The organism is Jannaschia sp. L-14R (assembly GCF_056857695.1).
The window spans coordinates 159,275-171,934 of record NZ_JBSXNP010000006.1 but is presented as its reverse complement, the minus strand read 5'-3'; the positions used below and the strand labels follow the sequence as shown (position 1 = coordinate 171,934).

The 12,660-nt window shown below is 59.3% G+C and carries 11 protein-coding genes and 3 pseudogenes; 10 read left to right on the top strand and 4 right to left on the bottom strand.

All coding sequences use genetic code 11. The features are described from left to right. Both AC13C2_RS01610 and AC13C2_RS01605 read left to right on the top strand, forming a co-directional pair. Positions 1-175, top strand: a pseudogene (locus AC13C2_RS01610) (IS481 family transposase); the annotation flags it as partial. A 428-nt stretch (positions 176-603) separates the two neighbouring features. Continuing rightward, positions 604-1,557 (top strand): annotated as a pseudogene (locus AC13C2_RS01605) (IS5 family transposase); the annotation flags it as partial. A 104-nt stretch (positions 1,558-1,661) separates the two neighbouring features. Here AC13C2_RS01605 and AC13C2_RS01600 read toward each other — a convergent pair. After that, positions 1,662-1,917, bottom strand: a pseudogene (locus AC13C2_RS01600) (IS481 family transposase); the annotation flags it as partial. A 257-nt stretch (positions 1,918-2,174) separates the two neighbouring features. On the opposite strand from AC13C2_RS01600, the gene AC13C2_RS01595 reads away from it, so the two are divergent. The 7 genes from AC13C2_RS01595 to AC13C2_RS01565 all read left to right on the top strand — a co-directional run bounded on the left by AC13C2_RS01595 (position 2,175) and on the right by AC13C2_RS01565 (position 8,479). Beyond that, complete coding sequence (locus AC13C2_RS01595; protein ID WP_092758865.1) at positions 2,175-2,978, top strand: S49 family peptidase; 804 nt, start codon at positions 2,175-2,177, stop codon at positions 2,976-2,978. Between the two features lie 169 nt (positions 2,979-3,147). Then, complete coding sequence (locus tag AC13C2_RS01590) at positions 3,148-4,074, top strand: calcium/sodium antiporter (RefSeq protein WP_092758863.1); 927 nt, start codon at positions 3,148-3,150, stop codon at positions 4,072-4,074. Beyond that, positions 4,071-4,841, top strand: coding sequence for an SDR family oxidoreductase (locus tag AC13C2_RS01585; protein ID WP_482885730.1), 771 nt, complete (start codon positions 4,071-4,073; stop codon positions 4,839-4,841). The genes AC13C2_RS01590 and AC13C2_RS01585 overlap by 4 nt, the downstream gene beginning before the upstream one ends. A 304-nt stretch (positions 4,842-5,145) precedes the next feature. Beyond that, entirely contained in the window at positions 5,146-7,014 is a 1,869-nt protein-coding gene (gene uvrC, locus AC13C2_RS01580) for an excinuclease ABC subunit UvrC (RefSeq protein WP_482885729.1), read from the top strand. An 87-nt stretch (positions 7,015-7,101) separates the two neighbouring features. Next, on the top strand, positions 7,102-7,770 hold the full coding sequence (pgsA, locus tag AC13C2_RS01575; protein ID WP_092758857.1) for a CDP-diacylglycerol--glycerol-3-phosphate 3-phosphatidyltransferase: 669 nt from the start codon (positions 7,102-7,104) through the stop codon (positions 7,768-7,770). Then, positions 7,767-8,018, top strand: a complete 252-nt coding sequence (locus AC13C2_RS01570) for a MoaD/ThiS family protein (protein ID WP_092758855.1) — start codon at positions 7,767-7,769, stop codon at positions 8,016-8,018. The genes pgsA and AC13C2_RS01570 overlap by 4 nt, the downstream gene beginning before the upstream one ends. Further along, positions 8,018-8,479 (top strand): molybdenum cofactor biosynthesis protein MoaE, encoded by a 462-nt coding sequence (locus AC13C2_RS01565; RefSeq protein WP_245737459.1) that lies wholly within the window; start codon positions 8,018-8,020, stop codon positions 8,477-8,479. The genes AC13C2_RS01570 and AC13C2_RS01565 overlap by 1 nt, the downstream gene beginning before the upstream one ends. A 3-nt stretch (positions 8,480-8,482) precedes the next feature. Here AC13C2_RS01565 and AC13C2_RS01560 read toward each other — a convergent pair whose 3' ends face one another. Further along, positions 8,483-9,475 (bottom strand): Hint domain-containing protein, encoded by a 993-nt coding sequence (locus tag AC13C2_RS01560; RefSeq protein ID WP_482885728.1) that lies wholly within the window; start codon positions 9,473-9,475, stop codon positions 8,483-8,485. A gap of 144 nt (positions 9,476-9,619) precedes the next feature. On the opposite strand from AC13C2_RS01560, the gene AC13C2_RS01555 reads away from it, so the two are divergent. Further along, complete coding sequence (locus tag AC13C2_RS01555) at positions 9,620-10,399, top strand: SDR family oxidoreductase (protein WP_339640459.1); 780 nt, start codon at positions 9,620-9,622, stop codon at positions 10,397-10,399. A gap of 6 nt (positions 10,400-10,405) precedes the next feature. On the opposite strand, the gene AC13C2_RS01550 is transcribed toward AC13C2_RS01555, so the two are convergent. Together AC13C2_RS01550 and AC13C2_RS01545 are read right to left on the bottom strand one after the other, a co-directional pair. Beyond that, complete coding sequence (locus AC13C2_RS01550; protein ID WP_092758849.1) at positions 10,406-11,110, bottom strand: hypothetical protein; 705 nt, start codon at positions 11,108-11,110, stop codon at positions 10,406-10,408. 77 nt (positions 11,111-11,187) lie between these two features. Continuing rightward, positions 11,188-12,645 carry an ABC transporter substrate-binding protein gene (locus tag AC13C2_RS01545; RefSeq protein WP_482885727.1) on the bottom strand — a complete coding sequence of 486 codons (1,458 nt, stop codon included), beginning with the start codon at positions 12,643-12,645 and terminating at the stop codon, positions 11,188-11,190. Positions 12,646-12,660: the final 15 nt, after the last annotated feature.

The window sequence follows — 12,660 nt, the reverse complement described above, 5'->3', positions numbered from 1 at the left end:
CGACAGCCACGATCAGCTCCGCGGCCATATCGCGGACTTCCTGGACGCTTACAACTTCGCCCGTCGTCTCAAGACTCTCAGCGGGCTCACACCCTACGAATACATCTGCAAAATCTGGACTTCAGAGCCAGACCGCTTCATAGTCGATCCGATCCACCAGATGACGGGACTAAACACCTACGTAGCATGTGGCCAGATTGGATCACGGATCAGATGGAAGAGAACATGGATACGGTAACACAGGATCGGATCACCGGCATAGATGTCAGCCGCGATTGGTTGGATGTTCATTGTCTACCGGACGGCCAGAGGTAGCGGCTGTCAAACACGGATGAAGCACACACGGCGCTTGTCGATTTGGCGCATTCAATCGGTGCGTTGGTGTATTTTGAGACCACTGAGGGACAGGAATGGCGTCTGTGGTCCACCCTGGAGACTACCGGGATCGCGACGCGGCAATTGCCGCCTGCGCAAATCAAAGCCTTCGCGGCCAGCCGGGAAATGCCATGACGCTGAAGGCAGCGATGTAGAGGAACATCTGAAAAACCTCGGCTTGGCGGCGTGATCTGGTAGGTTCGGATCGAACGACAAAGGAACCCGCCGATGCCCAAACGGATGACATTTGCCGCACTCTCCCACGCCACCAAGAAGAAGGTGACGCGGCGGGAGAAGTTCCTGTCCGAGATGGATGCTGTGTGCCCTGGTCGCGGCTTTTGGCATTGATCGAACCGCATTACCCGAAGGTGGGCAGCAAGGGTGGGCGACCGGCGATGCCTTTGAAAACCATGCTGCGTAAGCAGTGGGATGCGCTGAGCGATCCGATGGCCGAGGAAGCCTCTACGACAGCGACGCTATGCGCCGCTTCGCCGGTTTGGAACTCGGAGATGACCGTATTCCGGACGAAACCACGATCCTGAACTTCCGCCACTTTCTGGACCACCATGCGTTGCCATAGGCAATCTTTGCCGAAGTGAAGCACATCTGGCGAGAAGGGCGTGATGCGGCGCTCTGGCACGCTGGTCGATGCGGCGATCATCGACTCTCAGCCCTCGACGAAGAACAAGTCTGGCAAGCGTGGCCCCCGAGATGACGAGTACGAAGAAAGGCAACGGTCGGTATTTTGGCATGAAGGCTCACGTCGATGCCGATAGCGGCGTGGTGCATAGCCCTGAGGCCTCAACGGCGAAAGTGCAGGACTGCCGTGTCTGGGACGAGCTTCTGCATGGTGGTGAAAACCTGTCTGGGCGGACAAGGCTTAGTGGACAAGGCTTGTGTCATCGCCGAGCGTGAGGCCACATTCGACGGTCCCGGCAAGTTTTGGGGGGTAATGCGCAAGCCAGGGCGACTCGCTGCAGCCCAGTGATGAGCACATCAACCGTCTGATTGCCAAAGGCAGGTCCAGGGGTCGAGCATCCGTTCCGGGGTATAGAAACGCCAGTTCGGCTAAATCTAGACCCGGTATCGTGGGCTGGCAAAGAACCGGCGCAGTTGTTCCGCCTGTTCGCTTTCGGCAACCCGTATCTGGACCGAAGGCGGCGGATGGTGCGACGGGATGAGTTCACCAAAGATAGGACGATGGCAGTGAAAACGCGGCAAACCGCCAGAACAGAGGGGAAATCAGCTACCGCAAGTCAAGATCAGATTGAAACCGCCAAGCCGAGGCGTTGTTCAGATCTTTCTAGAACTGAGCGTGTCAGATGCGGGATCGAGGGCTGCAGTGCATAGAGGCAATCGTCCAACAAAAGCAGTGTGTGGCGCCGGAACGCGACGACCATTGCCTCATTTGCATCGCAATGAGCAGTAGATCGCGGCTCTTTCGGCCCCGTCTTGGCGATCCTCAACGATCTCACGCTTTCGCCACCTGGCGGCTGTCTTCGGGTTGATGCCCCGATCCCGGCCCAGGATGTGGAGTGACTTGAGAAAAGTATGGCGCGGTGTCCCAGAGGCAGGGAGTTGGCTTTTGCGATCCGTCAAGATCCTGCGCGTCTTCGCCAGTCCAAAAAAAAGCGCATGTGAGGCTTCGCCCACCGGACCATACTGCCCGATACGCCACTTGGGCGAATATAGGTTGGGATCACGAACAGGAATCTCAGGTTGGATCTGCATCGGACGGTCCGGGTAAAAGATTTGGAGTTGCCTTGTTCCCGGTCCGGGCGGGATATACATCCCCCTTCATGCTGCGCTTCCCCCCTTTCCGCCGTAAATCGTCCCGTAAGGTTTCCGTGTTGCGTTTGCAGGGCGTCATCTCGGCGACCGGCGGGCGGGGCGCGCTGGCGCATGCATCCATCGCAGCGGTAATCGAGAAAGCCTTCCGTAAGGGAAAACCCGATGCCGTGGCACTGGCGATAAACTCACCCGGTGGGTCGCCCGTACAGTCCGCACTGATTGGAGCGCAGATTCGTCGACTTGCGGATGAAATCAGCTTGCCGGTTCACGCTTTCGTGGAAGATGTCGCCGCTTCTGGGGGATATTGGCTGGCGACTGCAGCGGATGATATCTGGGTCGACGACAGTTCGATTACCGGCAGCATCGGTGTCATCTCGGCCGGTTTTGGTTTTCAGGACTTGATCGCTCGTTACGGTATCGAACGGCGGGTCCATACGGCAGGAGAAGACAAGTCGATGCTGGATCCCTTTCGACCTGAAAGGGCGCAGGACATCGACAGGCTCAAGGCCGTGCAACAACGGATTCATACCCATTTCATCGCTCACGTAACAGCCCGTCGGGGCGAACGCCTGAATAGGGAGAAGGATCTTTTTACGGGAGAGATCTTTATCGGGGCCGAGGCTGTGACCGCAGGACTGGCCGACGGTGTCGCGCATATGGTGCCGAAATTGCAGGAGCTTTACGGTAAGAAGGTTCGCCTGGTTCATCTGGGTCAGCGCCGCCCGCTTCTTCAACGCTTTATCCCCGGTATTCTGTCCGATGCCATTGGTGCGGTCGAGGATCGCGTCGGCTGGACAAGGTATGGCCTCTGAATGATCTTCAAGATCGTTACACTCTTTCTGATCGGTATGGCCGTACTCGCCATGTTCGGGCGCTTGCGATTTCCGGGCGGCGGACGTTTGTCACGTAAGACCTGCGACAATTGCGGGGCCCCTCGTGTTGGCCGCGGGGCTTGCCCTTGCGAAAAGGAATGACGCGCCGATGATCGTCGAATTCCTGATGGTGGCTGTCGGTCTGCTGATCCTGATTTTCGCTGGCGATGCCCTGGTCAAAGGTGCTGTCAACCTTGCGCTGCGGCTGGGCATTCCTGCCTTGGTGGTCAGCTTGACGGTTGTGGCCTTCGGCACCTCGGCCCCCGAACTGTTGGTCAGTGTGCAGGCAATTCTGGATGGGGCACCGGGGCTCGCACTGGGTAACGTCGTGGGGTCGAATACAGCCAACGTCCTGCTTGTACTGGGCATCCCTGCGATTATTGCGACAATGCACGTAGCGGGTTGCGACACACGTCGCGATTTCCTTTACATGCTTGCCGCGACATTGCTGTTCATCGGGTTTTCCCTGACCGGGAATCTGGTCTGGTGGCATGGCGTCATCTTGTTGATTGTTCTTGCTGGGATCCTTCTGGCGACTTTCTTTTCCAGTCGAGCCGAAGATATCGAGGTCGAGGGGGCAGAACCGGGATTGCCGGGTTGGAAGATCACGGCTTATCTGATCCTTGGGCTGATCGGGCTGCCGCTGGGCGCTAATCTTCTTGTCGAGGGAGCCACGTTGATCGCGCGCGAATTCGGGGTCAGCGAAACTGTCATCGGCCTGACACTCGTTGCTATCGGAACGTCCCTGCCGGAACTGGCCACCACCGTCATGGCGGCTCTGCGCAGGCATGCGGACGTGGCCCTGGGGAACGTCATTGGATCCAACCTTTTTAACCTGTTGGGTATCATTGGGGTCGCGGTCCTGATTGGTCCGATCCCGGTTGAAACGTCTTTTCTGAAGTCGGACCTCTGGGTTATGCTGGCGGCGACCATGCTTTTGGTGCCGTTCGTGTTCTTTGGGCGGGATATCACCCGAACCTGGGGAGTCGCGCTGACCGGTTTGTATTTATCATATCTTGTTTGGGCCTTGACATGAGGGCTCTGGTCACTGGTGCAGGTGGCCGACTGGGCGCGGCCATGGCGATCGAGCTTGCCCGTCTTGGTCACGATGTCGCTATCCATTTTGCCAGCAGTTGCAACGGGGCTGAGGACACGGCCGAGGCGGTTGCATCCGAAGGGCGCACGGGAGTGCCGGTGCAAGCCGATCTGCTAGATCTGGATGCCTGCGAAGCATTGGTCGACAGGGCGGCTGGCGTCTTGGGCGGGCCGCTGAACGTGCTTGTCAACAATGCCTCTATCTTTGAATACGATGATATCCATACCGCCAGCCGCGAAACATGGGACCGTCATATTGGATCCAACCTGCGTGCCCCATTAATCCTGACGCAGGCGTTCGCTGCGCAGGCCCCGGCTGTCGCATCGGATGGCGCGCCATTGGCGTCGGGTTGCATCGTGAACATGATTGACCAGCGGGTCCGCAAGCTGACGCCGGAGTTCATGACCTATACCCTGGCGAAATCGGCGTTGTGGACCTTGACCCGGACGACGGCGAGGGCACTGGCACCTGCGATCCGGGTCAATGCGATCGGACCCGGTCCGACGCTGAAGGGAAGTCGACAATCTGCCGAGCATTTTGCCGCGCAACGGGCTGCGACCGTTTTGGGTCGTGGATCGGATACCGATGATGTCGTAGGGGCGTTGCGCTATATCATCGGTGCAAAGGCTGTGACGGGCCAGTTGATTTGTGTCGATGGCGGACAACATCTGGCCTGGCAGACACCGGATGTGATCGGGCGCGAATAAGCGTTTCAGGATGGGATGCGGCGGCCTGAACGATAATTACTCCACCTGCCGTCAGGGTAGGAAAATGGATGCTGGCTCTGCGCAGACAGCAGCATGACTAAATTTATCGGGATAAAATAATCTATTTATATTAGTGTCTTACGATAAATATGAGTTTTGCAATAATGTAACAGGTTTGTGAATTTTCCGTTGCATCACAGAGGGCTGATAAATTGCCCCTCAGGTTTATCCACAGAACAGGACTCGCTTGCACCCCTTGATCTCCTGGTGCATCCGAGGCAGCGCCGAAAGGAATCGCAAACGTATGACCGGGACCACGAAAGAGACGCGAAAGCTGACCGGACCCGAGGTCATAAAACGTTTCCTGCGCACGCTGGACGGGTCTCCGGGCGTGTATCGGATGCTGGATGAACAGAACCGGGTTCTTTACGTCGGCAAGGCGCGCAACCTGAAGAACCGGGTGGCGAGTTACACGCGGTTGCAGGGGCATTCGGGTCGGATTGCACGGATGATCGCGGAAACGGCCTCGATGATGGTGCTGACGACCGAGACGGAACTCGAAGCTCTGTTGCTGGAGCAGAACCTGATCAAGCAACTCAAGCCGCGCTATAATGTGCTGCTGCGCGACGACAAATCGTTTCCCAACATCGAAGTCACGACAAGCCACAGCTTTCCGCAGATCCGCAAGCATCGCGGCAAGAAGGGAGACGGCCTGTATTTCGGACCCTTCGCCAGCGCGGGGGGCGTCAATCGTGTCCTGAACCAGTTGCAACGCGTATTCCTGTTACGAAACTGTTCCGACAGCGATTTCGAGACGCGCACGCGGCCTTGTCTGAATTATCAGATCAAGCGCTGCAGTGCCCCTTGCGTCGGTCTGATTTCGGCTGCGGACTATGCCTCCAGCGTCAAGGATGCGGAGCGGTTTCTGCGGGGCGAAACCACCGGCATTCAGGAAAAACTGGCCGGTGAAATGGCGCGCGCAAGTCAGGATATGGAGTTCGAACGCGCGGCCGCCATGCGTGACAGGATCAAGGCATTGACCAACGTGCAGTCAGTGCAGGGCGTGAACCCGCAAGGCGTGGCCGAGGCGGATGTCATCGGCCTGCACATGGATGGCGGACAGGCCTGCATTCAGGTGTTCTTCATCCGCGCCAACCAGAATTGGGGCAACGTGGATGTCTATCCGCGCGTTGCCGACGACATGAATCCGACCGAAGTGATGGAAGCCTTCCTCGGTCAGTTCTATGACGGGAAAGAGCCGCCGAAGATGCTCCTGCTATCCCATGCCATTGAAGAAAGGGATCTTATGGTTGAGGCGCTGTCGGAACGCGCAGGTCGCCGGGTGCAGCTTCTGGTGCCGCAACGGGGCGAAAAATACGATCTGGTCCAGGGCGCGGTGCGGAACGCACGGGAAAGCCTTGGCCGAAAGATGTCGGAAAGCGCCACGCAGGCCCGGTTGCTGAAGGGCATCGCCGAGGCTTTCGATCTTCCGGCCCCACCAAGGCGGATCGAAGTTTACGACAACAGCCATATTCAGGGAAACTTCGCCGTCGGCGCCATGATCGTTTCGGGTGCAGAAGGCTTCGAGAAATCGCAATATCGCAAATTCAACATTCGGGGTGACGAACTGACGCCCGGCGACGATTTCGGCATGATGAAAGAGGTGCTGACCCGGCGATTCAAGCGGCTTCTGAAGGAAGATCCGGAACGGACCTCCGGCATGTGGCCTGACCTGTTGTTGATCGACGGCGGTGCGGGGCAGGTCAGTGCCGTGCGACAGATCCTTCGTGATTTACAAGTCGAAGAGGTTGCCATGGTCGGCGTCGCCAAGGGCGTCGACCGCGACCACGGGAAGGAGGAGTTTCACCGCACAGGCCTGCGCCCTTTCGCGTTGCAGCGTAACGATCCGGTCCTTTATTTCGTTCAGCGTCTGCGCGATGAAGCGCACCGATTTGCGATCGGCACCCACCGCGCCAAGCGCGCGAAGGCCTTCGTCGCGAACCCTCTGGACGAAGTGGCGGGCGTGGGTCCCGGTCGCAAGCGGGCCTTGCTGGCCCATTTCGGCAGCGCCAAGGCGGTGTCTCGCGCCGCGCTGGCGGATCTCAAGGCGGTCGATGGGATCAGTGACGCCCTTGCCGAAACGATCCATGCGCATTTCCACGACAAGGGCTGATGCGAAGGTCGGGCGCGATGTAATCGAACCGATCCTTGGCGCTCCTGCTATGGTCGAGCGCGAGCAGGCAGGTTACAGATGCAATCAATGACCTGGACCATACCAAATATCCTGACCGTATTGCGCCTTCTCGCGGCTCCTGGTGTGGCAGTCATGTTCCTGTTCTTTGCCCGGCCCTGGGCGGATTGGTTTGCACTCGTGCTGTTCGTCACCGCCGCCGTCACCGACTGGTTCGATGGTTATCTGGCGCGTGAATGGAAGCAGGAGACCCGCTTCGGCGCGATGCTCGATCCGATTGCCGACAAGACGATGGTCGTGATCGCACTGCTGGTGGTGACCGGCTTTTCCGGGATGAACGCATGGATTTTGCTGCCCGCTACGCTGATCCTTTTCCGGGAAGTATTCGTCAGTGGGCTGCGCGAATTTCTGGGCAACACGGCTGGACTGCTCAAGGTCACCAGGCTGGCTAAGTGGAAGACGACGGCACAGATGGTTGCGTTGGCCGTCCTGTTTTCGACCGGGATATTCAAATATCATTTCGCCGAACGCGTTCAGGACATGGATGGACCGACGATCGGCGCGATCCTTTCGGGCGATCTGCCTGACGAGTTTTTCCTTGGCCGACTGCTCTGGTGGCAGGATGCAACCTTCTTTGCCGGCGTTGTCTTGCTGTGGATCGCGGCGGCCCTGACGGCGATCACCGGATGGGATTATTTCATAAAGGCAAAACCTTTTCTGATGGATCGGCAGAGATGAAACTTCAGGTTCTGTATTTCGCATGGCTGCGTGAGCGCATCGGTCTGGGGCGTGAGGATGTGATAACCGAAGCTGCCACGGTCGCGGACCTCATTGCGGAATTGCGGGCACGCGAAGATCGCTATGATCTGGCGTTTTCAGACATGACGGCGGTGCGCTGCGCCGTCGATCAGATGCTGATGCCGCTGGACACTTCGCTGGTCGGCGCGCGCGAGGTCGCATTCTTTCCGCCGATGACGGGCGGTTGATGTCGACGCCCTCCATTCGTGTCGTCGTCAGCGAGGACGATTTCGATCTGGGGACCGAAGCGGCGGCGCTCGAGGCTGGCCCGGACACCGGGGCGGTTGTGACATTCACGGGACGGGTCCGAGACGTGGCCGACGGGCTGCGGCACATGCAGATCGAACATTATCCCGGTATGACGGACGCTGCGCTGACCGACATCGCGCAACAGGCGATTGCACGATGGCCGCTGTCAGGCGTCACTGTGATCCATCGATATGGCAAGCTTCGACCCGGCGACCGGATCATGATGGTTGCCACGGCATCGCGGCATCGTGATGCCGCGTTTGAATCGGCTGCGTTCCTGATGGATTACCTCAAGTCCCGCGCACCCTTCTGGAAGAAGGAAGTCACCAATCAGGGTGAAGGTTGGGTCGCGTCCTGTGACAGCGATGAAGCCGCGCTTGATCGCTGGGGCAAACCCTGATCATCAGCGCCGTGAGGCGCGCCGAAGAATTTCCGCTGCATTAACGCCGCCCAGATCGGAAGCCGACGGTTCTACCCCGTGGTGCTGCGTCTGGACCTGCCCTGCCATGCTGCCGCGCAATTCTTCGGCAAGGTCTTCGCCAAGGCCGGCCAAGACCTCGGGCGAGACAAGCAGACTTTCGGCGGGGATGCCTTCGACATAGATAATCTCGTGTGCATCGAAAAGAAGGTGGAAATAGTCGACGTGCCCACCCCGGCCACGCCAGATGGTTTCGCCGTTCACCAGATGCCGGGCACGAACCAGCAATTCCGCCATTCCTATGCCGATGGTATCGTGGCGTTGATAGATGAACAGGCGGTGATCCGGCGACAGGACCAGATCCTCGGCATTATTGAGCGCTTTGCGCGCGATTACGACCGGGGCGTTCGATCCTTCGGCCCGGACGGTCTGCATGCCGGTCCAGCGCACTGGCTGCGGGCCATTGTCGCGGGTCAGAACGCGGTCGCCAGCGGTCAGTTGTTCGACAGGGATCTGCAACCCGTTTGCCATGGTGATCCGGGTCCCGCGCGCGAAGCTGACCTGAGAGACATGGTTCAGTTCGCCGTCAACCGTATTGGACGAAATCAGGGTATATTCATCCGACGACGATAACGGTCCCAAAGGCAGTGCCAGCCGTTGTCCTTCTATATCCAGAACGAGGACCTCGACCGATGCGCCCCGCTCCCCCATGATCTGATGTCGGGCCAGCGGAGTCACGATCTGGCCGGCGGCTCCGACTGAAGAGCCTTTGGCCACGACGGACTGAGCCCCTTGACGGCCCAGAACCAGTTCCTGCGACATCGCTTTCGGGTCCAGAATATAGATATCGCCGGCCACGACATCGGTGACGTTACCGATGGCATCGCCCATCAGCGCACCCGTTTCAACAGAGAGGGCTGCGGCTGGATATACAGTGCAATGGCTGAGGGCAGTCAGCAGAGGGGCAGGTTTTGTCATTTTTTCAGTATTCCAGATCGTCAGTGACCGTAACGGGGCGACAGCCGGGCAAATGGACGGCAGAAGCAAAAAAAGTGCGAAATTGTCCGATGCTTCGGCTGGTTCCCGATGTTACACACGCAAGAATAACGAAAGGGTTTCACGATGGACTTGGGAATTAAAGGAAAGCGCGCGCTTGTTTGTGCGTCTTCAAAAGGCTTGGGGCTCGGCTGTGCCACTGCGCTGGCAGAAGCGGGGGTGAATCTGGTCATGAATGCCCGTGGGTCAGAGGCGCTGGAGGCAGCGGCCGCAGACCTGAGGGCGCAGTTCGGAGTTGAGATCACGACCGTGGCGGCCGATGTCACTACCGAAGAGGGACGTGCCGAGGTTTTGGCCGCTGCCGGATCGCCCGATATTCTGGTGACCAACGCTGGCGGGCCACCACCCGGTATCTGGTCTGACTGGGATCGTGATGATTTTATCGCGGCCCTTGATGCCAACATGCTGACGCCGATCGCACTAATGACGGCATGCCTTCCTGCGATGATGGAGCGGGGCTGGGGCCGGGTCGTGAACATCACATCGCAGTCAGTCAAAGCCCCGATCCCCGCCCTGGGTCTGTCGAACGCGGCACGTACGGGTCTGACCGGTTATGTTGCCGGAACGGCCCGCCAAGTCGCGCCGTCCGGAGTCACGATCAATAACCTGCTGCCCGGCATCCACGCCACGGATCGTGCAACTTCGCTGGATCAAGGCGTAAGCCGTGCCCAGAACATCAGCCAGGACGAGGCGCGGTCGCGACGCGAAGCTTCGATCCCCGCACGGCGCTATGGTACGGCGGCCGAGTTCGGCGCGACCTGTGCCTTCATCTGTTCGCAGCACGCTGGTTTCATGGTCGGCCAGAACGTCCTTCTGGATGGAGGCGCGACGAACGCGACGATTTGAGATTGTTCAGCGCTGCGATGCCTTGAACCTCAGCAAAGTCAGGGCGGCCACAACTATGGCCGCCCCGATGGCGAAGATGCCGACTACAGTCGCACCATTCTGAACGTAGATGGCGACCAGTGCCCAGAACACCGCAAGCCCGTACATCTGGGATGGGCGCGCCCGTTGCATCGCCACCGTGATGGCAAGCGCAATGGACAGCGCCACAATGGCCCAGCCTTCGGGGCCGAACGGACCGATGCCATAGCCCGGCAACAAGATGCCAAGCGATACTGCACTGGCCGCAGTCAGCCAGCCTGCATAAAGGCCTAGCGGTGCGCGCAGCAGCCACAGATCTGCGGCCGGTGTGCGCAACAGAGCCATAAGCGCACCGGCCAGCATCGCCCAGATCAGAACCGTCGCCCAGATCGGTGAGACGAACGCAACGGCCAGCCAGAAGGCACCGATGGCCAGACTGCCCAGCAATGGCAGACGCGTGGCATCCCAGCCTGCGACGTCGCGCCGCTTCCATGCACCGAACCCGGCCATGACGATCAGCCAGAGATAGATGATGCCCCAGATCGAGAATGCGTATCCGGCAGGTTGAGCCGGAGGGTTTTCGATGGCCACGGGAAACTGCGACGGATCGTATCCGCCAAACCCCGGCGTGAAGACGGGGGAAATGGCGAAAAATATCGCCGCAATGAGCACGAGGATCGAGCGTATGAACATGCGTCAAACCTAGGACCGAGAATGAAAAAGGCCACCCGCGCCCATGTGGCGGGTGGCCCGAAGGTCATGTCAGCCGTTCACTCCGACCAACTGACCCCGGTCAGGTCGTTCGCCTGCGTCGGCGCATTTTCCCACAGACCCTGAATGCGGGCATCCGCCACGCCGGTCTTGGCCAGTTGGAACAGATAGGCATTGACGTAATCGTCGGCGATTATCTGCTGCGCCTGCCTGAGCATCGCGCTCCGCTCCGCGTCGTCGGTCGTGATGCCGATGTTCTCGATCAGGGTCTGGAATGCTGGGTTATCGTACTGAAAGTAGTAATCCGGGCGCGCATAGATATTGATGTCCGCAGGTTCGGTATGACTGACGATGGTCAGGTCGAAGTCCTTGCCCTTGAAGACCTGCTCCAGCCACTGTGCCCATTCCAGATTGCTGATTTCGGTCTCGATCCCGACTTCGCGCAACTGACTGGCGATGATCTCGCCGCCGCGCCGGGCATAGACCGGGGGCGGCAGCATCAGGCGCAGTTTGAGGTCGGTCGCACCCGCCTCGGCCAGCAGGGCCCTGGCTTTCTCGGGGTCATAGGCCGACTGCGCAGTCAGATCGACGTAATCGGGATTATGCGGCGCGAAGTGGGTGCCTATGGGCGTGCCGTATCCGAACATCGCGCCATCGATGATTGCCTGACGGTCGATGGCGTGAGCAATGGCCTGCCGCACTTTGACGTCTGTGATGTTGGCGTTGTTGATGCCCAGGATCGTTTCGCCCTCGGTCGAGCCGATGATGACATTGAAGCGGGGATCGGCCTCGAAACTTGACAGGGTCTCGGGTGCAGGGAAGTTCGGAAAGGCATCCAGATCGCCTGCCATCATCGCCGAGAATGCTGCATTCGGATCCGAGATGAATTTGAATGTCGCCTTTTCCAACGCCGGTGCCTCGCCCCAATAATCGGGGTTTCGCGTCAGATCGACCCTGTCGCCCTGCACCCAATCGGTAAAGACGAAGGGGCCAGTGCCGACGGGGTTGCTGGCATTCGTATCCGCAGTTTCGGGCGCGACGATCACCGCGTCGCCCCAGGCCAGGTTGAAGCCGAGGTTTCCGTTCGGCGCACTCAGCGTGATCTTGACGGTGGACGGATCGAGGGCCTCAACGCTCTCGATAGCTTCGAACAGCGCCTTTTGGGCATTTGTGCTGTCTTCGGCGCGGGCACGGTCAAGGCTGAACACCACGTCCTCGGCATCCATTGTGCTGCCGTCATGAAATTCCACGCCTTCGCGTAGTTTGAAGGTCCATACGGTGCCGTCTTCGGACACGTCCCAGCTTTCCGCAAGGGCCGGCTGCACCGATCCGTCGGGTCCGAAGCGTGTCAGGCCTTCGAACACATTGGCATAGACGACTTCGTCGATGGCGGCGGCGGCCCCGCCGGTCGGGTCCAGATTGGGCGGCTCCAGCTGCATGCCGATGGTAATGTCGGTCTGCTGGGCCAATGCGGCGGTCGCCAGCAGGCAAAGTGCGGCGGTGGTTCTGATGAGCATGGGGTCTCCCTCCCG

Excerpts from the sequence above, each read along its gene's own strand:
- AC13C2_RS01595 (WP_092758865.1), top strand. The coding sequence starts at position 2,175 with ATGCTGCGCTTCCCCCCTTTCCGCCGTAAATCGTCCCGTAAGGTTTCC.
- AC13C2_RS01590 (WP_092758863.1), top strand. The coding sequence starts at position 3,148 with ATGATCGTCGAATTCCTGATGGTGGCTGTCGGTCTGCTGATCCTGATT.
- AC13C2_RS01585 (WP_482885730.1), top strand. The coding sequence starts at position 4,071 with ATGAGGGCTCTGGTCACTGGTGCAGGTGGCCGACTGGGCGCGGCCATG.
- uvrC (WP_482885729.1), top strand. The coding sequence starts at position 5,146 with ATGACCGGGACCACGAAAGAGACGCGAAAGCTGACCGGACCCGAGGTC.
- pgsA (WP_092758857.1), top strand. The coding sequence starts at position 7,102 with ATGACCTGGACCATACCAAATATCCTGACCGTATTGCGCCTTCTCGCG.
- AC13C2_RS01570 (WP_092758855.1), top strand. The coding sequence starts at position 7,767 with ATGAAACTTCAGGTTCTGTATTTCGCATGGCTGCGTGAGCGCATCGGT.
- AC13C2_RS01565 (WP_245737459.1), top strand. The coding sequence starts at position 8,018 with ATGTCGACGCCCTCCATTCGTGTCGTCGTCAGCGAGGACGATTTCGAT.
- AC13C2_RS01560 (WP_482885728.1), bottom strand. The coding sequence starts at position 9,475 with ATGACAAAACCTGCCCCTCTGCTGACTGCCCTCAGCCATTGCACTGTA.
- AC13C2_RS01555 (WP_339640459.1), top strand. The coding sequence starts at position 9,620 with ATGGACTTGGGAATTAAAGGAAAGCGCGCGCTTGTTTGTGCGTCTTCA.
- AC13C2_RS01550 (WP_092758849.1), bottom strand. The coding sequence starts at position 11,110 with ATGTTCATACGCTCGATCCTCGTGCTCATTGCGGCGATATTTTTCGCC.
- AC13C2_RS01545 (WP_482885727.1), bottom strand. The coding sequence starts at position 12,645 with ATGCTCATCAGAACCACCGCCGCACTTTGCCTGCTGGCGACCGCCGCA.